Origin of the sequence: Qipengyuania sp. (genome assembly GCF_964227205.1) — a bacterium.
Classification (GTDB): domain Bacteria; phylum Pseudomonadota; class Alphaproteobacteria; order Sphingomonadales; family Sphingomonadaceae; genus Qipengyuania.
This window is the reverse complement of the sequence record NZ_CAXQVB010000002.1, coordinates 588,363-606,793: the sequence shown is the minus strand read 5'-3', so window position 1 is coordinate 606,793 and position 18,431 is coordinate 588,363. Positions and strand designations below refer to the sequence as shown.

Sequence of the window (18,431 nt, the reverse complement as noted above, 5' to 3'; positions counted from 1 at the left end):
CGCAATCTCCCCGTCACACAAGCGATCTATGCGCCGGGCCGCCTGCCAGGGCAGGCCCGGTGCCCGCACACTACCAGATGAAGGAATTGATCATGGCTGCATTCACTGCTGCTGACGTGAAGGCCCTGCGCGAGAAGACCGGCGCGGGCATGATGGACGCCAAGAAGGCGCTTGAAGCCGCGAACGGCGATATCGAAGCCGCGGTCGACGCGCTGCGCGCCAAGGGCCTCGCCACCGCCCAGAAGAAATCGAGCCGCACCGCGGCCGAAGGCCTGGTCGGCGTTGCCGTCGAAGGTACCAAGGGCGTGGCCGTCGAAGTCAACTCGGAAACCGACTTCGTCGCCAAGAACGACAAGTTCCAGGACTTCGTCCGCAAGACCACCCAGGTCGCGCTGACCGTTTCGGCAGATGACGTCGAAGCGCTCAAGGCCGCTGCCTATCCCGACGGTGGCAGCGTTGCCGACAAGCTGACCGACAACGTCGCGACCATCGGTGAAAACCAGCAGGTCCGTCGCATGAAGACCGTTTCGGTATCGAACGGCGTGATCGTGCCCTACATCCACAACGCCGTCGCGCCCGACCTCGGCAAGATCGGCGTGCTCGTCGCACTCGAGAGCGAAGGCGACACGGCCAAGCTCGAAGAACTCGGCAAGAAGCTGGCGATGCACATCGCCGCGGCGTTCCCGCAGGCGCTGACCGCCGAGGGCCTCGACGCCGAAGTGCTCGACCGCGAACGCAAGATCGCTGCGGAAAAGGCTGCGGAAAGCGGCAAGCCCGCCGAAGTCCAGGCCAAGATGGTCGAAGGCGCAGTCAACAAGTATGCCAAGGAAAACGCCCTGCTCAGCCAGGTCTTCGTGATGGACAACAAGACCCCCATCGCGCAGGTCGTGGAAGCTGCCGGCAAGGATGCGGGCGCCAAGGTCGAACTGGTCGACTATGTCCGCTTCCAGCTCGGCGAAGGCATCGAGAAGGAAGAGAGCGACTTCGCCGCCGAAGTGGCCGCCGCTGTCGCAGGATAATCTGTGCAGCGAAGCGCTAAGGTTCTGGAAATCCCGAGCCTTGTGTGACTAGCTATACGCGCTCGCATTTGCGGGCCGCCTGTTTTCGGGAACGGTCGTCGAGCTTGGGCTCGGCGGCCGTTTTCGCTTGCGCACCACTTGGCAGCGGGCGCCATGCGCTCTAAGGCCGCGCAAACTTCTGCCGAGCGAGAATCCATGCCCCTATCGTCGATGAAACGTGTCCTCCTGAAGCTCTCGGGCGAAGTCCTGATGGGCGACCAGCAGTTCGGGATCGATCCGGCCTTCGTCATGGAACTGGCCAAGGAAGTGAAGGCGGCCAAGGACACGGGGCTCGAGATCTGTCTCGTCATCGGGGGCGGCAACATCTTTCGCGGCATGGCCGGTGCGGCGCAGGGGATGGACCGGGCGCAGGCGGATTACATGGGCATGCTGGCCACGGTGATGAACGCGCTGGCGATGCAGAACGCGCTCGAACAGCTCGGCGTGCAGACCCGCGTGCAGAGCGCGGTGCAGATGGACCAAGTGTGCGAGCCGGTGATCCGCCGCCGCGCCGAACGCCATCTCGAGAAGGGCCGCGTGGTGATCTTCGCCGCCGGGGTGGGGGCACCCTATTTCACCACCGACAGCGGTGCCGCGCTGCGCGCAGCCGAAATGCGCTGCGATGCGCTGCTCAAGGGCACCAGCGTCGACGGGGTCTATGACAGTGACCCCAAGAAGAACGCGGATGCAAAGCGTTTCGATACGGTGACTTACAGCAAGGTGCTGGCCGATGACTTGAAAGTCATGGATGCCAGTGCCGTCGCGCTTTGTCGCGACAACGACATCCCGATCGTCGTTTTCTCGATCCGCGAGAAGGGCAATCTTGCCCGGGTCATTGCGGGCGAGGGCACACAGACGATCGTCACGAACGAGAAGAAGTAAGAGGAAGCCGCCATGGCCAAGTACGACAAAGCCGATATCGAGCGCCGCATGAAGGGCGCCGTCGAAAGCCTCAAGGGCGACCTCGCGGGCCTGCGCACCGGTCGCGCGAACACTAGCCTGCTCGATCCCGTGGTGGTCGAGGTCTACGGTTCGATGATGCCGCTGAACCAGGTTGCCACCGTCAGCGCACCCGAACCGCGCATGCTCAGCGTGCAGGTGTGGGACAAGGCCAATGTCACCGCGGTCGAAAAGGGCATCGCCAAGGCCAATCTCGGCCTCAACCCGATGATCGACGGACAGAACGTACGCCTGCCGATGCCCGATCTGACCGAGGAACGCCGCAAGGAGCTTGCCAAGCTGGCTGGCAATTATTCGGAACAGGCCAAGATCGCCATCCGCAACGTCCGCCGCGACGGCATGGAAGCGCTCAAGGAAGACGAGAAGAAGAAAGAAATCTCCGAAGACGAGCGCAAGCGCAGCGAGGATGAAGTGCAGAAGCTGACCGACAAATATGTCGCCGAATGCGATGCCGCCGCCGCGCAGAAGGAAAAGGAAATCCTGACGCAGTGAGCGCGGCGGGGCCCGGAGTGAAAGGATGACAACCGAAGGGCAGCAGGCCCGGCATGTCGCCATCATCATGGATGGCAATGGTCGCTGGGCCAAGCGGCGGCACTTGCCGCGCGCCATGGGCCATCGCAAGGGCGTGGAAGCGGTGCGCGAACTGGTGCGCAGCCTCAAGCACACCTCGGTCGAGTGCCTGACGCTCTATGCCTTCAGCAGCGAAAACTGGAAGCGGCCCGAAGAAGAGGTCGACGATTTGATGAACCTGATGCGCAAGTTCATCAAATCGGACCTGCCCGAATTCATCGCCAATGACGTGAAGCTCCACATCCTCGGCGATTGGCAGGGCCTCGCGCCCGACATCGTCGCAATGCTCGAGGATGCGCTGGAGAAGACTTCCGGCGGATCGCGCACGCTGGCCGTTGCGCTCAATTACGGCGCCCATGCGGAGATAACGCGCGCGGCGAAACTGGCCGCCGCGGAGGGTGAGGTGAGCGAGGAGGCGATCGAACGCCACTTGTTCAGCGCCGGCCTGCCGCCGCTCGACCTGCTGATCCGGACCAGCGGCGAAGTGCGACTGTCGAATTTCCTCTTGTGGCAGGCGGCCTACGCGGAGATGCTATTCACCGACGTGCTGTGGCCGGACTTTACGCCCGACCACTTCAAGCATGCACTGGCCGATTTCGCGGAGAGGGAGAGGCGATTTGGCGGACGTTGAAAACCCGGCGGCCGAGCCTGCCGCCAAGAACCCGGACCTGCCCGTGCGGATCGTCTCGGCCGTGGTCATGATCGTGCTGGCAGTGGGCGCGCTGTGGGCGGGGGATCCCTGGTTTGGCTGGTTCATCCTCGCAGTGGTGCTGGCGGCGCTGGTCGAATTCGTACTGCTGGTGGTCAAGGCGACGCCGAACGTGCCTTTTCGCCTCGCGGGCATTCTGGCCGGCACGATCTACATAGCGCTGGCTGGCTACATGTTGTCGCGCTTCCCGCTGCCGATCGTCGTCGGCGTGGTGGGTGCGGTGGTGTTCGTCGACACCTTTGCCTACTTCTTCGGGCGCACTCTCGGTGGCCCGAAGATCGCGCCGAAGATCAGCCCGTCGAAGACCTGGGCAGGGCTGCTCGGCGGAATCGTCGGCGCCACTGTCTGGATTGCGGGGTGGATATATGTGGTGGCCCGCGCGACCTCGGGCGACACGACGATGTTCTTCGATCTCTCCGAAGCGGGGCAGATCCTCGGCCTCGGGGCAATGACCGCCGTGGCTGCGCAGGCGGGCGATTTCTTCGAAAGCTGGCTCAAGCGCAAGGCCGGGGTGAAGGATTCCTCCAGGCTCATCCCCGGCCATGGTGGCGTGTTCGACCGAATCGACGGCATGATCCCGGTAATCATCCTTGCCGGCGTCCTGCTGGGCGCGGCACGCTGATGCGCTCGATTTCCATCCTCGGCGCGACGGGATCGGTGGGCGAGCAAACGATCGATCTCATCCGCCGCAATGCCGCTGACTGGAAGGTCGTCGCACTGACGGCCAATTCGAATGTTGCGGGGCTGGCTGCTGCCGCGCGCGAATTCGGCGCGCAAGTCGCGGTCGTGGCCGACGAGCGTCGCCTCGGGGACCTGCGGGAGGCGCTTGCGGGCAGCGGCATCGAGGCGGCCGCGGGGCGTGCCGCCTTGTGCGAAGCGGCCGCGCGCCCGGTCGACATGACGGTCGCTGCCATCGTCGGTTGCGCCGGCCTCGGCCCCGTCATGGCGGCGATCGAGCAGGGCGGGACGATCGCGCTCGCCAACAAGGAAGCGTTGGTTTCGGCCGGCGAGGTCATGACCGCTGCCGTCGCCCGGCACGGTGCGACGCTGCTGCCGACCGATAGCGAGCACAACGCGATCTTTCAGTGTCTCCAGGGCGGCAGGATCGGCGATGTGCGCTCGATCACGCTGACCGCCAGCGGCGGCCCGCTGCGGTTGGTGGAAGACCTCTCCTCCGTCACCCCCGAACAGGCCGTCGCGCACCCCAATTGGGACATGGGCGCCAAGATCAGCGTCGACAGCGCGACGATGTTCAACAAGGGTCTCGAGCTGATCGAGGCGCATCACCTGTTTCCCGTCGGGCTCGACCGGATCCGCATTGTCGTTCATCCGCAGAGCGTAATCCATTCGATGGTCGAATATCGCGACGGCTCGACGCTGGCGCAGCTAGGGCCTTCCGACATGCGCGTGCCCATCGCCTCGTGCCTCGCGTGGCCGGCGCGGATGGATACGCCGATGGCGCCGCTCGACCTGCCCGCGATCGGCGAACTGTCCTTCTTCCGGCCAGACGAGGCCCGGTTCCCGGCGACGCGACTCGCGCGCGAGGCGGCACAGGCAGGCGGGGCGGCCCCGGCGGTGCTCAACGCCGCCAACGAGGTCGCAGTGGCGGCCTTTCTCGATCGTAAGATTGCGTTCAGCAGGATCGCGGTATTGGTCGAAAGCGTTCTCGACCAAGGTGAATTGCCTGCTGCACCGCGAACCCTCGAAGAGGTCCTGCGCGTTGACGAGGATGCACGACGCCGTGCCACCCGCATTCTGGAGCCCGCCTGACCTTGGAATTGAACCTGCCCCTCTGGCTGTACTACGTGATCGGCTTCCCGCTGCTGCTGGGGCCGCTGGTCACCATTCACGAGCTTGGCCACTATCTCGTCGGTCGCTGGTTCGGCGTCCACGCAGAAGCGTTTTCGGTGGGTTTCGGCAAGGAAGTCTGGGGCTTCACCGACAAACGTGGCACGCGCTGGAAGCTTTCGGCGCTGCCGCTCGGCGGCTATGTCCAGTTCAAGGGCGACATGAACCCCGCGAGCATTCCCGATGCCGACGCAGTTGCCCAAGCGAGCGCGGAGGAACGATCCGAGAGCTTTCACCACGCCGCGCTCTGGAAACGCGCGCTGATCGTTTTCGCGGGGCCCGCGACCAATATCCTGCTGACGCTGGCAATTTTTGCCAGTTTCTTCGCCTTCTACGGCAAGCCCGTCCCCGCCGAAGCCGACACGCAATTGGAAGTGGCGGGATTTGCCGAGATTTCCCCTGCGCGCGCGGCGGGCATCGAGGTCGGCGACCGGATCGTTGCCATCGAGGGCGAGCGGGTGGACGATTTCCGCGATGTGCAGGATTCGATCATGCTCTATCCGGGGCGCACGCTGGCCATCACCGTCGAGCGCAATGGGGCCGAGCGTCGTTTCGACGTGCCGGTCCGCGGCGTCGAAATGACCGATCGCTTCGGCAATGTCTCGAAAATCGGAATGATCGGCATCGCTTCGGGCGCTGCGGGATTTGCCTTCGAGCCGCAGAGTCTGCCGTCCGCACTCGGCCTTGCGGTCGATCATTCGCTCGGCATCGTCGACATGATGGTCACCGGTATCGGCCAGATTTTCACTGGCGAACGCTCGGTCCAGGAACTCGGCGGGCCGGTCAAGATCGCCAAGTTTTCGGGCGAGCAACTTAGCCTGGGCGCACTGGCTTTCGTCCAGTTCGCCGCCCTGATCTCGCTTAATTTGGCATTCATCAACCTCCTGCCAATCCCGGCGCTCGACGGCGGGCACCTGGCTTTCTACGCGGCCGAAGCGGTCCGCCGGAAGCCGGTCGGCCCCCGTGGAACCGAAGTGGCGTATCGCGCCGGCGTGGCCCTCGTGCTTATGCTGATGGTGTTCGTCACGATCAACGACCTGGTCAGTCTCCCGGTATTCGGGAAATAGCCGGGGAAAGGGAGCGGGATACCGGCAATTCACCGCAGCAAAGCTTGATTGGCGAAGGCGCATGGGGCAGGGGACGGCTGGGCTGGCCCGCACAGTGCGGCTCAACGCCGGATCGGGGCTGCGAGAGCCGGGTCTGCTGGATGTGTAACGAGGACGGGAATCTCCTTGTCGATGACTGATTTTGCTTCTGCCGCCGCGCGACGCCGCAAACCCGCCGCGCGGCTGGCGATCGGCCTGCTCGCCGGAACCATGCTTGCCGGCGTCCCGGGGGCTGCGTTCGCTCAGGAAGAGGCTGCCCAAACTCCAGCACCGGCGCCGTCGGTGCAGCAGGATGTCGTGCGCAGCATCGCGGTCAGCGGTGCGCAGCGGCTCGAGCCGCAGACGATCCTGTCCTACATCAAGCTGCGTCCGGGCGATGTCTGGACCCAGGCCGCCGGCGACGCGGTGCTCAAGGATCTCTACGCCACCGAGTTGTTTTCCAGCGCCAGCGTGGTCAACAACAATGGCGAAGTGGTGATCACGCTCGTCGAGAACCCGGTCATCAACCGCATTATTCTCGAGGGTAACCGCCGGATCAAGAACGACAAGATCCTGCCCGAGATCAAGCTCTCGCCGCGTCAGATCTTCACCCGGTCCAAGGTCCGCGCCGACGTCGCGCGCATCATCGAACTCTACAAGCGCCAGGGCCGCTTTGCCGCTACGGTCGAGCCGAAGATGGTCGAGCTGAGCCAGAACCGCGTCGATATCGTGTTCGAGATCAGCGAAGGACCCAAGTCGAAGGTTCGCCAGATCAACATCATCGGCAACGATGCCTTTTCCGACGGGAAGTTGCGCGGCGAGATGCTGACCAAGCAGGCGCGGTTGACGAGCTTCCTCAGCTCGAACACCAGCTACGATCCCGATCGTCTGGCCTTCGACCAGCAGAAGCTGCGCCAGTTCTACCTCACCGAAGGCTATGCCGACTTCCGCGTGGTTTCCGCAGTCGCCGAGCTTACTCCCGACAAGCGCGACTTCATCATCACCTATGTCGTCGAAGAGGGCGAGCGCTACAAATTCGGCGATGTCGCGGTGGATTCGCAGATTCGCGATTTCAACGACGAGGCCATGACCGCGCGCCTGCCGATGACCGGCGGCGACTGGTACGATGCCAAGCTGGTCGAGGATACGGTCGAACAGCTGACCGAGTTGGCCGGGACCTTCGGCTATGCCTTCGCCGATGTCTCGCCGCAGTTCACGCGCAACCAGGAAACGCTGACGATGGACGTCACGTTCGTCCTGCGCGAGGCGCCGCGCGTCTATGTCGAGCGGATCGACGTCAACGGCAATACGCTGACCCAGGACAAGGTCGTGCGCCGCGAGTTCCGCCTTGCCGAAGGCGATGCCTTCAATTCGCTGTCGGTTGCGCGTTCGACTGCGCGCATCAATTCGCTCGGCTATTTCCAGGAAAACTTCGAGATCAATCAGGTCGAGGGTAGCGCCCCGGACCGGATCGTTCTCGAAGCCAATGTCGAGGAACAGGCGACCGGCGAGTTGCAGCTCTCGGCAGGCTTCTCGAGCATCGAGAATTTCATTCTCGCCGGGTCGATCCGCCAGCGCAATTTCCGCGGCCGTGGCCAGACGATCGGCCTCAGCCTGAATTATTCGCGCTACTCGAAATCGGCACAGGTCAGCTTCACCGAGCCTTATGTGTTCGATCGCAACATATCGGCCGGTGTGGACATCTATCGGCGCGATCTCAACAGCTTCAATTTCCGCAACAACCAGCGCAATACTACGTTCCAGCAGTCTACCACGGGCGCTTCGCTGCGCGCAGGCGTGCCGCTGACCGAGTATGTCTCCGCCGTCGGAAGCTACACCTTCAACTATGACGATGTTTCGCTCGACGAAGGGATCTATTTCTCCGACCGCGACGGCGACGGAGTGCGGACCTGCGACCCGCTGCTCGCCAGCCGCTATCTGTGCGAGGCCATCGGCCAGCGAGCGAGTTCGATCCTGGGCCTGACGTTCAATTACAACACGCTCGACAGCCGCCTGCGGCCGACGCGCGGGGAGACGTTGAGCTGGACGACCGAATTCGCCGGTCTCGGCGGCGACGTCAAATATATCCGCTCGCGCGCGCGGGCGGGGAAGTACTGGCCGGTTGGCGGCGGTTTCATCTTCTCGGTTACGGGCGAAGGTGGCTGGATCCGCAGCCTGGAAGACAAGAACATTGCCGGGCAGGACGACATCCGCCTGACCGATCGCTTCTTTCTCGGCGAACCGCAGATGCGCGGCTTCGACATCCGCGGTGTCGGCCCACGTATCGTCCGGCTGCAATATCTCGACGATGACAATGACAGCGAGACACCGCGCGTCCCGCAGACGATCGAGGAGGCACTCGCCAGCGACCGGCGCGTCGACGACGCATTGGGCGGCAAGGCCTATTATCTCGGCAGGGCCGAGCTCGAAATTCCGCTCGGCAGCGGTGCGCGTGAGATGGGCATCCGTCCGTCGGTATTCGTCGATGTCGGCTCGCTGTTCAGCGTCACGCGTCCCATCCTGCAGGATTATCCCGACGGGCTGCAGGCGACCGATGCCGATGGCAACCCGCTGTATCTCCAACCGGGAGTCGACGATGAAGGCAACGACATCATCGAATCGGTCCCCAATCGCTTTGCCCCCGACGGCTCGGAAAATGCCCGCAGCGTCATCCCGGGGACTTATTTCAAGGAAGTGTTCGTCGGCGACAGTCCGGCACCGCGCATCTCGGTGGGCATCGGCGTCAACTGGAACTCGCCCTTCGGTCCGTTCAGGATCGATGTATCTCACGTGCTCAAGAAGCAGGTCGGCGACGACGACAAGACCTTTTCCTTCAACGTAGGAACGCAATTCTGATGAAACTTTTTGCAAAGACCATCGCAGCGGCGGCTCTCGCCGGCACTGCAGCTATCGCCACGCCTGCTGCCGCGCAGGTCGCCGGCATCGCCACAAGCAGCCCCGAAGCCGTTCTTTTCGGTAGCAAGGCGCGGATCGAGGCCTACAGGCAGATCGATACGCAATACGCGACTCAGATCTCCCAGCTGCGCACGCTGCGTCAGGAAATGCAGACGCTGCAGCAGAGCCTCGACACCGACAAGAACGGACAGCTGACCCAGGCCGAGGCCCAGGCTAACCCGGCAGTCGTGCAGCAGATCCAGCAGAAAGAACAGCAGCTTGGCCAGGTGTCGCAGCCTATCGTGCTGGCGCAGACCTATGTTCTGGAACAGCTGATCAACGACTACCAGAACGTCCAGCAACAGGTCGTGCAGCAGAAGAAGATTCAGCTCCTGCTCAATCCCGACGCCATTCAGTGGGCTCCGGCAGCGGTCAACGTTACCAATGATCTCGTTGCCGTGCTCGACCAGCGCGTGCCGAGCGTGCAGATTACGCCGCCAGCGGGCTGGCGCCCACGGCAGGAATCGCTTGCGGCACAGCAAACCGTCTCGCAGATCCTGCTTGGCGTTGCGCAGCAGCAGGCAGCTCAGCAGGCTGCGCAGCAGCCGGCCCAGCAGCCGACCGGCCGCTGAGATCGAGCCAGGGAGCAGGGTGATGGGCGAGACCGGTTTCGACGTCGTCGAGGTGCTTAAGCGCCTGCCGCATCGCTATCCCCTGCTGCTGGTCGACCGGGTCGCGGAGCTGATCCCCGACGAGCGTATCCACGCGGTCAAGGCGGTTAGTTTCAACGAAGACTTTTTCCAGGGCCATTTTCCCGGCGCGCCGATCATGCCGGGCGTGCTCCAGATCGAGGCGTTGGCGCAGGCTGCCGGCGTGCTTGCGGTCGAAAGCCTCGGACTCGCAGGTTCTGGTAAGCTCGTCTATTTCATGGCGATCGAGAAGGCCAAGTTCCGCAGCCCCGTGACGCCCGGTGTTCTGCTCGACCTCAAGGCCAGCTTCACCCAGAAGCGCGCGCGGGTGTGCAAGTTCGCGGGCGAGGCCTCGGTCGACGGCAAGGTGACCTGCGAAGTCAGCTTCACCGCAATGATCGACGACGCGCCCGAATAAGGTTGCCAATTCCGGCGCTCGCCGCTATGCGCGCGCCTTTCCCATTCACAGCTGGACCGGTCGGAACCGTTCCGAAGCTCAAAGGACGACTATCATGAAGGCCGAAGGGCACCCCGATTACCACATGATCACGATCAAGATGACCGATGGTACCGAGTTCCAGACGCGCTCCACCTGGGGCAGCGAAGGCGATACGCTGTCGCTCGACATCGATCCGACCAGCCACCCAGCCTGGACCGGCGGCACCAAGCAGATTCAGGAAGGCGGCCGCGTCGCAGCCTTCAACAAGCGGTTCGGCGGCCTGTCGCTCAAGAAGAACTGAGCGCGCCTGCGATACGAATTGATGGAAGGGCGGTCCTGCGGGGCCGCCCTTTTTCGTTGGCTCCGTCATTCGGCGCAGGCGATGCAGCGCGTCGCGATGGGGCGGGCCTGGAGACGCTTGCGATCGATCGCCTTCCCGCATCGGCTGCAAGTACCATAGGTGCCGTTCGCGATCCGCAGCAGTGCCATGCGGACCTGCGCGATTTCCTGTCGCAGAATATCATCGACTCCTTCGAGCGCCTCGTCATCGGCAAGATCGACCGCTTGTTCGCTCGAATCGGCATCGAGCGGGTGGCGCAGATCGTCTTCGATCACCTCTGCGCGCTCGAGCAGGTCCGCCAGCCGCTTCTCGAGTTGCTCGCGGATTTCGCCATAGTCGGTCATCGATCGCTCCTCGTCGGTTGGGTGTCGGCACCAGTCTAACACGAAGCGTCCCGGAGGAGGTTGCTTCGGCTCGATCTCAAGACCGTTCGAAACGCATCACGCCGACATATCCATACTCGCCACCGTCGGCGGGATGGTTTTGCCCGTCGAAGACGGGCACCTCGGGTAAGTCGTAGATCGTCAGCCCGTCGATGCAGGCGAGGTTGAGGCCGTAGTGGTCGGGTTCTGAGCGCAGCTGGTGGAGGGGATGGATGCCGCATCTCGAGCAGAAGCGATGCGTGGCCTCGCCGCTGCCGAAAGTGTACAGTGTCAGCACCTCCTCGCCCGCCGTGATCGCGCAATCGGCCATCGGAACATCGAGCATCACCACGCCCTTCATCGCGCAGAACGTGCAGTTGCAGCGCCGGATCACGGGATCGACGGGCATGGTAAAGCGGAATCGCACCGCACCGCAGTGGCAGCCCCCTTCGTAGATTCGTCCGGCCTCGATCATCTCACCATCCCCATGGCTTTTCGCGATACCATTTGGTGATCACGTATTTGAGCCCCTTGCGGACTTTCATGCCGTGATGGAGCGTGTTGGGATTCTCGCGCCGGTCCGGCCGGCGATTGTTCCAGCACACCAGCTTGCCCGCCTCGGGCTGGAAAGTCTTGCCCACCGCCTTGAAGCGTGTCGCGCCGCCTGCTTCGACCTCGTTGAGGTAGATCATGAAGGTCCAGGTGCGCTGGCCGGCGACCGAGCAATATTTCGCCCAGTCCTGGCCCCCCGGATTGAAATAGTCGCAGTGTGGCTTGAATTCCTGGCCGACGTCGTAGCGTTGACCCTGCAGCGGCTCGCCATGCGCGGGATCGATACCGTTAAGATCGAACAGGAGGTCTTCGAGCGCACGGACGGCTGGCTCTTCCCCGTTCAGGTCGCAGGTTTCGCTCGTTCGGAAATAGCGGTCGTCGCCGGCGTCGGCGAGAGTGGAGGGACGGCGATCCTGTTCGATCAGGCGGATCAGCTCATCGCGCAGATCGGCGGGCACGAAGTCGCGCAGCTGGAAGAGGTCGAGCTTGTCGCTTGGCACGCGTTGAAGCCCGTCGCGTTCCAGCAGCCTTTCAGGTGAAGATTCGCCCGGGTCCGTCATCGCCGTGAGGATAGCGTGCGCGGGACTCCTCGCAACCACGAAAGATAATTGCGCACATTCGTGGGGAATGCGATTTTCGCTTCCCAATTCCCACTCATTGTGCAACAGGCACGCGCCGTTGCGCAGGGCGGCTTGACGCTGGTCCGCTCATGCGTATCAGGCCCCCTTCCCGGGCGGAACCGGGGGCATGTGGCGATCGTAGCTCAGTTGGTTAGAGCGCCGGTTTGTGGTACCGGAGGTCGCGGGTTCGAACCCCGTCGATCGCCCCATTTTCTCCCCCATATCGAAGCCGTCCTTCACAGCTCTCTGGGGGCACAGACGCATGACGGCATTCTGGACCGAAGCGGATTTCGACGACCATGAACTGGTTCAGGTGGTGCGAGATGCGAAGAGTGGGCTGACCGCCATTATTGCACTCCATTCGACCCACCTCGGGCCGGGCGCCGGTGGCACGCGTTTCTGGCACTATGCCGAAGCTTCGGACGCGATGCGCGATGCGCTGCGTCTGTCGCGCGGGATGAGCTACAAGAACGCCATGGCCGGACTGCCGATGGGTGGCGGCAAGGCGGTGATCCTCGCCGACAAGGACAAGACCAAAACCCCCGAAATGCTCGCCGCTTTCGCCGATGCGGTCGATGCGCTGGCCGGTCGCTATGTGACCGCCGAGGATGTCGGCATTTCGGAAGCCGACATGGCGGCGGTGGCGCAGCGCACGCAGTTCGTCTCGGGCCTTCCGGTCGAGGGCGAGGATGCTGCCGGCGGCGACCCGGGACCCTTCACCGCGCTCGGCATCTTCCTCGGTATAAAGGCCGCGGTGCAGCACAGGCTCGGCAAGGACAGTGTCGAGGGCGTGCATGTCGCGCTGCAGGGCACCGGCAGCGTCGGCGGCGGAGTCGCCCGGCTGCTGGCGCGCGATGGCGCGAAGCTGACCCTGTCCGACATCCACATGGACCGCGCCGAAGCGCTCGCCGCCGAACTCGGTGCCGACACTGCGGCGCCCGATACGATCATGTCGGTTGCCTGCGATGTCTTCAGTCCCAATGCGCTCGGCGCGATCCTCGACGATGAAGGCATTGCCCGGCTCGACTGCCAGATCGTGGCGGGCGGCGCGAACAACCAGTTGAAGCGCCCCGAGCACGGGCCGATGCTGGCTAAGCGCGGCATCCTCTACGCCCCCGACTACGTCATCAACGCAGGAGGCATAATCTCGGTCACGCTCGAATATCTGTGCCGCAACGACAAGGCGCCCTGCGACATCAACGAGGTGCGCAAGCGCATCGCACTGATCCCGGGCCGGCTCGAGCAGATTTGGCAGGAAAGCGACAAGACCGGTGTTTCGCCCGATCAGGTTGCCGACCGCATGGCGCAGGAACTGATCGGTCGCTAATTGCGCCCTTGCGAGGCCGGGTGAGCGCTGCCAAAGCGGAGCCGGACGGTAATTTTCGATGCATGGCTTCGCCAATCCCAAGCGCTTCCTGTCGCTCGCAAACTGGCTGACACCGCTGCTGCTCGGCAGCGGCCTGCTGGTGAGCGCGGGCGCGCTTCTCTGGGGGCTGCTTTGCGTCGCGCCCGACCGGTTGATGGGCGAGACGGTTCGTATCCTGTTTCTCCACGTGCCCACGGCTTGGCTCGGCATGGGCGGCTGGAGCGCGATTGCGATCTCGAGCCTCGTCTTCCTTGTCTGGCGCCATCCGCTGGCTGCCTTGGCTGCGCGCGCTGCCGCGGTCCCCGGGTTCGTCTTTACCGTGATCTGCCTTGCCACCGGATCGATCTGGGGGCGTCCGACCTGGGGGACCTGGTGGGTGTGGGACGGACGGCTGACGAGCATGCTGGTTCTGGCTTTCCTCTACCTCGCCTACATCGCGCTGGCGCAGGCCGCCGAGCGCGAAGGCGTTTCACCGCGCATTCCGGCGATTTTCGGCCTGTTGGGCGCGGTCAACATCCCGATCATCAACCGCAGCGTGGTATGGTGGAATTCGCTCCACCAGCCGCCCAGTATCACAATGGGCAAGAGCGCGATCGATGCCGAATTCCTAGTTCCCCTACTGGTGGCCGTGCTCGGCTTCTCGCTTCTTTTCGGTGGCGTGGTGCTGGCGCGGATGCGCGCGCTGCTGGCCGATATCCAGGCCGAGGCGCGGCTGCGGCGCCGCGCGATGGAGGCCGCGTGATGCGCGAGGCGCTCGACCAGTGGGATTTTGTAATTGCCGCCTATGCGGTGGGTGTGATCGGCACGCTCGGCATGGTCGCCTGGGCGTGGTTCGACATGAAGCGGGCCGAGCGGCGCCGCGAGGAGAGCAGGCGCAAATGAGCGCATGGAAACCCAAGCACCAGCGGCTCGTGCTGGTCGCGCTCGCGTTGGTGGCGCTGGTCGGGGCGGGGCTTCTCGCCGCCTATGCGCTGCGGAACCAGGCGAGCTATTTCTATCTGCCCGAGCAGATGCTGTCCGATCCGCCCGCCGCGGGTCAGGCGGTGCGTCTGGGCGGGATGGTCGAGAATGGGTCGCTCGAGACCGCGGCCGACGGCGTGACGCTGACGTTCGCGGTCACCGGCAAGGACGGTGCGCGCGTGCCCGTGCGCTTCAGCGGTATCGCGCCCGATCTCTTCGTCGAAGGCTCTGGTGTGGTGGCGGAAGGGCGCCTCGGCCCCGACGGGACCTTCATCGCCGACAACCTCCTCGCCAAGCATGACGAGAATTACGTCCCGCGCGAATTGCAGGACATGGACGAACACCAGGCCGCGAAAATGGCCGAGGAAACCACGGTCGGTATCGAATGATCGCCGAACTCGGTCTCGCCGCCCTGTGGCTCGCCGCCGCGCTTGCCGCGCTGCAAATGGTGACCGGCTTCCTTGCGCTGCGCGATGACGGGGCGGGCGAACTTGCCAGGCTGATCCGTCCGGCGGCGATGGTTCAGGGCGTGCTGGTAACCCTGTCTTTCCTTGCGCTCGTCTGGCTCTTTGCCGTCACCGACCTCTCTGTGAAGCTGGTCGCGGCAAATTCGCATTCGATGAAGCCGCTGATCTTCAAGCTTTCGGGTACCTGGGGCAATCATGAAGGCTCGATGCTGCTGTGGGTCATGGTGATGGGACTCGCCGGCGCGCTGATCGCCGCGGTCGAACGCCGCCTGCCCGAGCGCACGATGAACGCGACGCTCGCGGCGCAGGGCGTTGTCAGCCTCGGTTTCTATGCTTTTCTCCTGCTCAGTTCGAACCCGTTCGAGCGCCTGCCCGTGCCAGCTGCCGAAGGCATGGGGCTTAATCCGCTGCTGCAGGATATCGGCCTCGCCTTCCACCCGCCCACGCTCTATCTCGGCTATGTCGGCCTCTCGGTCGCATTCAGCTTTGCCGTCGGCGCGCTGCTGACACGGCAAGTGACCCCCGAATTCGCCCGCGCGATGCGTCCCTGGGTGCTCGGCGCCTGGGTGCTGCTCACGATCGGCATCACGGCGGGCAGCTATTGGGCCTATTACGAACTCGGCTGGGGCGGCTGGTGGTTCTGGGACCCGGTCGAGAATGCGTCGCTGATGCCCTGGCTCGCCGCGACCGCGCTGCTCCATTCGGTCAGCGTTCTCGCCAGCCGCGACGCTCTGCGCACCTGGACCATCATGCTCGGCGTGGTTGCCTTTTCGATGAGCATGGTCGGCACCTTCCTCGTGCGGTCGGGCATCCTCACCAGCGTCCATGCCTTCGCGGTCGATCCCGAACGCGGGACCTTCATCCTCGCCCTTCTCGGCCTGTTCATCGGTGGCGCGCTGCTGCTCTTCGCGCTGCGTGCCAGCACCATCAGCGAGGGCGAGCGCTTCGCCATATCCAGCCGCGAAGGTGCGCTGGTATTCAACAATGTGATGCTCAGCGCGATCCTCGCGATCGTGCTGCTCGGCACGCTCTACCCGCTACTGACCGAGGCCTTCGACGTGCGTGTGTCGGTCGGGCCGCCCTATTTCAATCCGGTGGGGGCGATCTTCACCGTGCCGATGCTGCTGGTCATGGCGGTTGGCCCGCTGCTGCGCTGGCGGCGCGACCGGATCGAGCGGATCGGCAAGGAGGCAGCGCTGTTCGCCGCGCTGGTGCTTGCGGCGCTGCTGCTGTTCGGCCTGCTGGCCGATGTCGCGCTGCTGCCGCTGCTCGGCCTCGCGCTGGGATTCGGTCTCGCCGTTGCCAGCCTGCTGCCACTGCGCCGACGCAAGCTGGGTCGCACGCCGCTGGCGACGTGGGGAATGGTCAGTGCCCATTTCGGCATCGCGGTGGCGCTGCTGGGCATGGCGAGCGAGAGCGCCTTTTCGGTCGAGCGGCTGGCCGCGGTGGGCGAGGGCGACAGCACCACGGTCGGGCCGTGGACGGTCGTGCTGCAGGCGGTCGAACCGGTTGCCGGCCCCAACTGGACGGCGCTGCAGGGCCGTATGGCGGCGAGTTATCAGGGCGGAACGCCGACAACGATCGCCCCGCAGGCGCGCAATTTCTGGGCTCCGCCGCAACAGACTACCGAGAGTGCGCTCGTCACGCGCTGGAACGGTCAGCTCTACGCGGTGATCGGCGATCGCGCGCCCGATGGGCGCTGGCAGCTGCGCCTGTGGTGGAAGCCCTTCGTGCCCTTGATTTGGCTGGGCGGGTTGCTCGTCGCGCTGGGCGGCGTCCTCGCACTGCTCGGCCGGGTGCTGACCGATTTCAGGCATCGTCGGCTCGCCGCGCGTATCGCCGAGCGCCGCGCCGAGCGGGAGGCCCTCGCATGAGCTGGCGCCTGTGGCTTCCCCTGCTCGCCTTCGCGGGCTTCCTGGGGCTTGCAGCCTATCAGCTGACGCAGCCCAAGGACGAGTTCGTCGAAAGCCGGATGATCGGCCAGGAACTGCCCTATTTCGATCTTCCGCCCGCGATGGAAGGCGTGGAAGGCGCTTCCAGCGCGAGTTTCGCGGACGGCAAGCCGCGGCTGCTCAACATCTGGGCAAGCTGGTGCCTGCCCTGCATCGCGGAAGCGCCGCAGCTCGAAAGTCTCAAGCGGCAGGGCGCGGAAATCGTCGGTATCGCGATTCGCGACCGGCCCGCCGACGTTGCACGCTTCCTTGCACAGAAACCCAATCCCTATGCCCGCATCGCACGCGACGACCTGTCCGAGGTGCAGCTTGCCATCGGGTCCTCGGGCGTGCCCGAAACCTTCGTTATCGATGGCAAGGGTGTGATCCGATACCAGCATATCGGCGATATTCGCGCTGACGATGTGCCGGTGCTGCTCGAAAAGCTGGAGGAGGCCCGATGATTCGCGCCCTCGTCGCCTTGCTGCTTCTGTCGCTCTCGCTACCGCTCGCCGCCCAGCAGAACATGCCGCCGGCGCCCTATGCCTATCGCCAGCTCGACGATCCGGCGCAGGAAGCGGCGGCGCAGGACCTGATGGAAACGCTGCGCTGCCTCAAGTGCCAGTCGCAGTCGATCGCCGATAGCGATGCACCGATGGCTGGCGACATGCGTCACCAGGTCCGCCTGCGTATCGCAGCGGGCGAGGACCCCGAGGCGATCCGCGCTTGGTTGATGCAGCGTTATGGCGATTACGTCAGCTACAAGCCCGAGGTGAGCGCGACCACTTGGCCGCTGTTCGCCGTGCCGTTGCTTTTGGTGCTGGTGGCGGGCGCGCTGCTGCTGCGCCGCTTGCGGAGGCGCGCATGACCTGGCTGCCCATCATCGTACTGGCAGTACTGACCTTTGCGCTGGCCGTATTCGCGCTCAAACTGCCACGGACATTGTGGATGCTTTTCGGGTCGGCGTTGCTGTTCGGTCTCGCCGGCTATGCTCTGCAGGGGCAGCCGGGGCTGGCAGGATCGCCTGCCGCCGCGGTCGAACAGGAAGACGCCGGGACCGGCGAGCTTCTGGTTTCGGCGCGGCGCGAGTTCTATACCGGTGGAGCCATGCCCTCGCGCTTCGTGGTCACCGCCGATGCCTTCACCCGGCGGGGCCAGCACGAGCAGGCTGCCAATTTCCTGCGCAATGCGGTGGAAGATAATCCCAGCGATGGCGAGGCCTGGCTGGCACTGGGCAATGCGCTGGTCGAACATGCCGACGGCCGACTGACAGCCGCCGCCCTCTATGCCTACTCGGAGGCCGAGAAGGTCGATCCGGCCAATCCCGCACCGACCTATTTCCTGGGCCTGGCTTTCCTGCGGGCGGGTGAGCCCGACAAGACGCTGGCCCTGTGGGACGAGCTGCTCGATCAGGCGCCCGAAGACGCCGACTGGCGTGCCCCCCTCGAGGCGCGGCTGGAAAGGCTGAAGGCGCTTCTCGGAATGGGTCCGACGGCACCAGCGGACGAGGACTAGGCGCTTGCAGGCGCGACGTGTTGCGGGCGAGCGGGCTTGCTGCTAATCGCCGCGACTTCGCCATA

22 protein-coding genes and 1 tRNA gene are annotated in these 18,431 nt (G+C 64.5%); 20 read left to right on the top strand and 3 right to left on the bottom strand.

Going from position 1 to position 18,431, the window contains the following annotated elements; all coding sequences use genetic code 11:
* The first annotated feature begins 92 nt into the window (after positions 1 to 92).
* From tsf to rpmE, 11 genes are all read left to right on the top strand, one after another.
* Entirely contained in the window at positions 93 to 1,019 is a 927-nt protein-coding gene (gene tsf / locus ACEQZ0_RS04865; RefSeq protein ID WP_370188935.1) for a translation elongation factor Ts, read from the top strand.
* Between the two features lie 195 nt (positions 1,020 to 1,214).
* Complete coding sequence (gene pyrH / locus ACEQZ0_RS04860; RefSeq protein WP_370188933.1) at positions 1,215 to 1,940, top strand: UMP kinase; 726 nt, start codon at positions 1,215 to 1,217, stop codon at positions 1,938 to 1,940.
* A gap of 12 nt (positions 1,941 to 1,952) precedes the next feature.
* On the top strand, positions 1,953 to 2,510 hold the full coding sequence (gene frr, locus ACEQZ0_RS04855; RefSeq protein ID WP_370188931.1) for a ribosome recycling factor: 558 nt from the start codon (positions 1,953 to 1,955) through the stop codon (positions 2,508 to 2,510).
* A 25-nt stretch (positions 2,511 to 2,535) separates the two neighbouring features.
* On the top strand, positions 2,536 to 3,219 hold the full coding sequence (gene uppS, locus ACEQZ0_RS04850) for a polyprenyl diphosphate synthase (protein WP_370188929.1): 684 nt from the start codon (positions 2,536 to 2,538) through the stop codon (positions 3,217 to 3,219).
* Positions 3,206 to 3,919 carry a phosphatidate cytidylyltransferase gene (locus ACEQZ0_RS04845; protein ID WP_370188928.1) on the top strand — a complete coding sequence of 238 codons (714 nt, stop codon included), beginning with the start codon at positions 3,206 to 3,208 and terminating at the stop codon, positions 3,917 to 3,919. The genes uppS and ACEQZ0_RS04845 overlap by 14 nt, the downstream gene beginning before the upstream one ends.
* A complete protein-coding gene (gene dxr / locus ACEQZ0_RS04840; protein ID WP_370188926.1) occupies positions 3,919 to 5,067 on the top strand; it encodes a 1-deoxy-D-xylulose-5-phosphate reductoisomerase in 1,149 nt (382 codons plus the stop codon). The genes ACEQZ0_RS04845 and dxr overlap by 1 nt, the downstream gene beginning before the upstream one ends.
* Before the next feature lie 8 nt (positions 5,068 to 5,075).
* The gene (rseP, locus tag ACEQZ0_RS04835; protein WP_370188925.1) at positions 5,076 to 6,212 is read left to right on the top strand and encodes an RIP metalloprotease RseP; all 1,137 of its coding nucleotides are present in this window, start codon (positions 5,076 to 5,078) and stop codon (positions 6,210 to 6,212) included.
* 171 nt (positions 6,213 to 6,383) lie between these two features.
* A complete protein-coding gene (bamA, locus tag ACEQZ0_RS04830) occupies positions 6,384 to 9,086 on the top strand; it encodes an outer membrane protein assembly factor BamA (protein ID WP_370188923.1) in 2,703 nt (900 codons plus the stop codon).
* Positions 9,086 to 9,757 carry an OmpH family outer membrane protein gene (locus ACEQZ0_RS04825; RefSeq protein WP_370188920.1) on the top strand — a complete coding sequence of 224 codons (672 nt, stop codon included), beginning with the start codon at positions 9,086 to 9,088 and terminating at the stop codon, positions 9,755 to 9,757. Before bamA ends, ACEQZ0_RS04825 begins: the two co-directional genes overlap by 1 nt.
* 22 nt (positions 9,758 to 9,779) lie before the next feature.
* Positions 9,780 to 10,232: a 3-hydroxyacyl-ACP dehydratase FabZ gene (gene fabZ / locus ACEQZ0_RS04820; protein ID WP_370188919.1), complete on the top strand. Its 453-nt coding sequence runs from the start codon at positions 9,780 to 9,782 to the stop codon at positions 10,230 to 10,232.
* 94 nt (positions 10,233 to 10,326) lie between these two features.
* Positions 10,327 to 10,554, top strand: a complete 228-nt coding sequence (gene rpmE, locus ACEQZ0_RS04815) for a 50S ribosomal protein L31 (protein ID WP_370188917.1) — start codon at positions 10,327 to 10,329, stop codon at positions 10,552 to 10,554.
* Positions 10,555 to 10,619: 65 nt separating this feature from the next.
* Here rpmE and ACEQZ0_RS04810 read toward each other — a convergent pair whose 3' ends face one another.
* The 3 genes from ACEQZ0_RS04810 to ACEQZ0_RS04800 form a co-directional block, all read right to left on the bottom strand.
* The gene (locus ACEQZ0_RS04810) at positions 10,620 to 10,937 is read right to left on the bottom strand and encodes a TraR/DksA family transcriptional regulator (RefSeq protein ID WP_370188915.1); all 318 of its coding nucleotides are present in this window, start codon (positions 10,935 to 10,937) and stop codon (positions 10,620 to 10,622) included.
* 76 nt (positions 10,938 to 11,013) lie between these two features.
* On the bottom strand, positions 11,014 to 11,430 hold the full coding sequence (locus ACEQZ0_RS04805) for a GFA family protein (RefSeq protein WP_370188913.1): 417 nt from the start codon (positions 11,428 to 11,430) through the stop codon (positions 11,014 to 11,016).
* A gap of 1 nt (position 11,431) precedes the next feature.
* Complete coding sequence (locus tag ACEQZ0_RS04800; RefSeq protein WP_370188911.1) at positions 11,432 to 12,067, bottom strand: prolyl hydroxylase family protein; 636 nt, start codon at positions 12,065 to 12,067, stop codon at positions 11,432 to 11,434.
* Positions 12,068 to 12,259: 192 nt separating this feature from the next.
* On the opposite strand from ACEQZ0_RS04800, the gene ACEQZ0_RS04795 reads away from it, so the two are divergent.
* The 9 genes from ACEQZ0_RS04795 to ACEQZ0_RS04755 all read left to right on the top strand — a co-directional run bounded on the left by ACEQZ0_RS04795 (position 12,260) and on the right by ACEQZ0_RS04755 (position 18,366).
* Positions 12,260 to 12,336, top strand: a tRNA-His gene (locus ACEQZ0_RS04795).
* 53 nt (positions 12,337 to 12,389) lie between these two features.
* The gene (locus tag ACEQZ0_RS04790) at positions 12,390 to 13,454 is read left to right on the top strand and encodes a Leu/Phe/Val dehydrogenase (RefSeq protein WP_370188909.1); all 1,065 of its coding nucleotides are present in this window, start codon (positions 12,390 to 12,392) and stop codon (positions 13,452 to 13,454) included.
* A 58-nt stretch (positions 13,455 to 13,512) separates the two neighbouring features.
* Positions 13,513 to 14,235, top strand: coding sequence for a heme ABC transporter permease CcmC (gene ccmC, locus ACEQZ0_RS04785; RefSeq protein WP_370188907.1), 723 nt, complete (start codon positions 13,513 to 13,515; stop codon positions 14,233 to 14,235).
* Entirely contained in the window at positions 14,235 to 14,375 is a 141-nt protein-coding gene (locus tag ACEQZ0_RS04780) for a hypothetical protein (protein ID WP_370188905.1), read from the top strand. The genes ccmC and ACEQZ0_RS04780 overlap by 1 nt, the downstream gene beginning before the upstream one ends.
* On the top strand, positions 14,372 to 14,842 hold the full coding sequence (gene ccmE / locus ACEQZ0_RS04775; protein ID WP_370188903.1) for a cytochrome c maturation protein CcmE: 471 nt from the start codon (positions 14,372 to 14,374) through the stop codon (positions 14,840 to 14,842). Before ACEQZ0_RS04780 ends, ccmE begins: the two co-directional genes overlap by 4 nt.
* On the top strand, positions 14,839 to 16,794 hold the full coding sequence (locus tag ACEQZ0_RS04770) for a heme lyase CcmF/NrfE family subunit (protein ID WP_370188901.1): 1,956 nt from the start codon (positions 14,839 to 14,841) through the stop codon (positions 16,792 to 16,794). The genes ccmE and ACEQZ0_RS04770 overlap by 4 nt, the downstream gene beginning before the upstream one ends.
* Positions 16,791 to 17,315, top strand: coding sequence for a redoxin family protein (locus ACEQZ0_RS04765; RefSeq protein ID WP_370188899.1), 525 nt, complete (start codon positions 16,791 to 16,793; stop codon positions 17,313 to 17,315). The genes ACEQZ0_RS04770 and ACEQZ0_RS04765 overlap by 4 nt, the downstream gene beginning before the upstream one ends.
* Complete coding sequence (locus ACEQZ0_RS04760; RefSeq protein ID WP_370188897.1) at positions 17,312 to 17,719, top strand: cytochrome c-type biogenesis protein; 408 nt, start codon at positions 17,312 to 17,314, stop codon at positions 17,717 to 17,719. Before ACEQZ0_RS04765 ends, ACEQZ0_RS04760 begins: the two co-directional genes overlap by 4 nt.
* The gene (locus tag ACEQZ0_RS04755; protein WP_370188895.1) at positions 17,716 to 18,366 is read left to right on the top strand and encodes a tetratricopeptide repeat protein; all 651 of its coding nucleotides are present in this window, start codon (positions 17,716 to 17,718) and stop codon (positions 18,364 to 18,366) included. The genes ACEQZ0_RS04760 and ACEQZ0_RS04755 overlap by 4 nt, the downstream gene beginning before the upstream one ends.
* Positions 18,367 to 18,431 lie beyond the last annotated feature (65 nt).

Bases quoted from the DNA above. Each gene is read 5' to 3' on its own strand.
- tsf (WP_370188935.1), top strand. From the start codon at position 93: ATGGCTGCATTCACTGCTGCTGACGTGAAGGCCCTGCGCGAGAAGACC.
- pyrH (WP_370188933.1), top strand. From the start codon at position 1,215: ATGCCCCTATCGTCGATGAAACGTGTCCTCCTGAAGCTCTCGGGCGAA.
- frr (WP_370188931.1), top strand. From the start codon at position 1,953: ATGGCCAAGTACGACAAAGCCGATATCGAGCGCCGCATGAAGGGCGCC.
- uppS (WP_370188929.1), top strand. From the start codon at position 2,536: ATGACAACCGAAGGGCAGCAGGCCCGGCATGTCGCCATCATCATGGAT.
- dxr (WP_370188926.1), top strand. From the start codon at position 3,919: ATGCGCTCGATTTCCATCCTCGGCGCGACGGGATCGGTGGGCGAGCAA.
- bamA (WP_370188923.1), top strand. From the start codon at position 6,384: ATGACTGATTTTGCTTCTGCCGCCGCGCGACGCCGCAAACCCGCCGCG.
- ACEQZ0_RS04825 (WP_370188920.1), top strand. From the start codon at position 9,086: ATGAAACTTTTTGCAAAGACCATCGCAGCGGCGGCTCTCGCCGGCACT.
- fabZ (WP_370188919.1), top strand. From the start codon at position 9,780: ATGGGCGAGACCGGTTTCGACGTCGTCGAGGTGCTTAAGCGCCTGCCG.
- rpmE (WP_370188917.1), top strand. From the start codon at position 10,327: ATGAAGGCCGAAGGGCACCCCGATTACCACATGATCACGATCAAGATG.
- ACEQZ0_RS04810 (WP_370188915.1), bottom strand. From the start codon at position 10,937: ATGACCGACTATGGCGAAATCCGCGAGCAACTCGAGAAGCGGCTGGCG.
- ACEQZ0_RS04805 (WP_370188913.1), bottom strand. From the start codon at position 11,430: ATGATCGAGGCCGGACGAATCTACGAAGGGGGCTGCCACTGCGGTGCG.
- ACEQZ0_RS04800 (WP_370188911.1), bottom strand. From the start codon at position 12,067: ATGACGGACCCGGGCGAATCTTCACCTGAAAGGCTGCTGGAACGCGAC.
- ACEQZ0_RS04790 (WP_370188909.1), top strand. From the start codon at position 12,390: ATGACGGCATTCTGGACCGAAGCGGATTTCGACGACCATGAACTGGTT.
- ccmC (WP_370188907.1), top strand. From the start codon at position 13,513: ATGCATGGCTTCGCCAATCCCAAGCGCTTCCTGTCGCTCGCAAACTGG.
- ACEQZ0_RS04780 (WP_370188905.1), top strand. From the start codon at position 14,235: ATGCGCGAGGCGCTCGACCAGTGGGATTTTGTAATTGCCGCCTATGCG.
- ccmE (WP_370188903.1), top strand. From the start codon at position 14,372: ATGAGCGCATGGAAACCCAAGCACCAGCGGCTCGTGCTGGTCGCGCTC.
- ACEQZ0_RS04770 (WP_370188901.1), top strand. From the start codon at position 14,839: ATGATCGCCGAACTCGGTCTCGCCGCCCTGTGGCTCGCCGCCGCGCTT.
- ACEQZ0_RS04765 (WP_370188899.1), top strand. From the start codon at position 16,791: ATGAGCTGGCGCCTGTGGCTTCCCCTGCTCGCCTTCGCGGGCTTCCTG.
- ACEQZ0_RS04760 (WP_370188897.1), top strand. From the start codon at position 17,312: ATGATTCGCGCCCTCGTCGCCTTGCTGCTTCTGTCGCTCTCGCTACCG.
- ACEQZ0_RS04755 (WP_370188895.1), top strand. From the start codon at position 17,716: ATGACCTGGCTGCCCATCATCGTACTGGCAGTACTGACCTTTGCGCTG.